The organism is Tritonibacter sp. SIMBA_163, assembly GCF_046535935.1.
GTDB classification, from domain to species: domain Bacteria; phylum Pseudomonadota; class Alphaproteobacteria; order Rhodobacterales; family Rhodobacteraceae; genus Epibacterium; species Epibacterium scottomollicae.
On the sequence record NZ_JAWJBP010001096.1, the window covers coordinates 1 to 244 of the forward strand.

The following is a 244-nucleotide window of genomic DNA, read 5'->3' on the forward strand; positions in this document are numbered from 1 at the left end:
GCACGACGAACTGGTCAACCTACAACGCGTCGCTCAGGCAACGTGGCTCCCTTTCGGTCTGGTTCGACCCCGATATGGTTTGGTACGCGGAGAAGTCCGGCGAGCGGGGACGGCCCGAGACCTTCTCGGAGGCGGCGATCCAAACCTGCCTGACGCTGAGAGTTTTGTTCGGCCTTCTGCTCCGCCAAACGGTGGGACTTGTCGAGAGCCTGATCCAGCTGGCCGGGCTCGATTGGCCGGTGCT

Annotated in this window: 1 protein-coding gene; it reads left to right on the forward strand. The window is 63.1% G+C overall.

Annotated features, from left to right (window positions below):
* Window positions 1-244, forward strand: a 244-nt coding sequence (locus R0J92_RS25720; RefSeq protein WP_411053775.1) for a transposase, incomplete at both ends; no start/stop codon positions are given.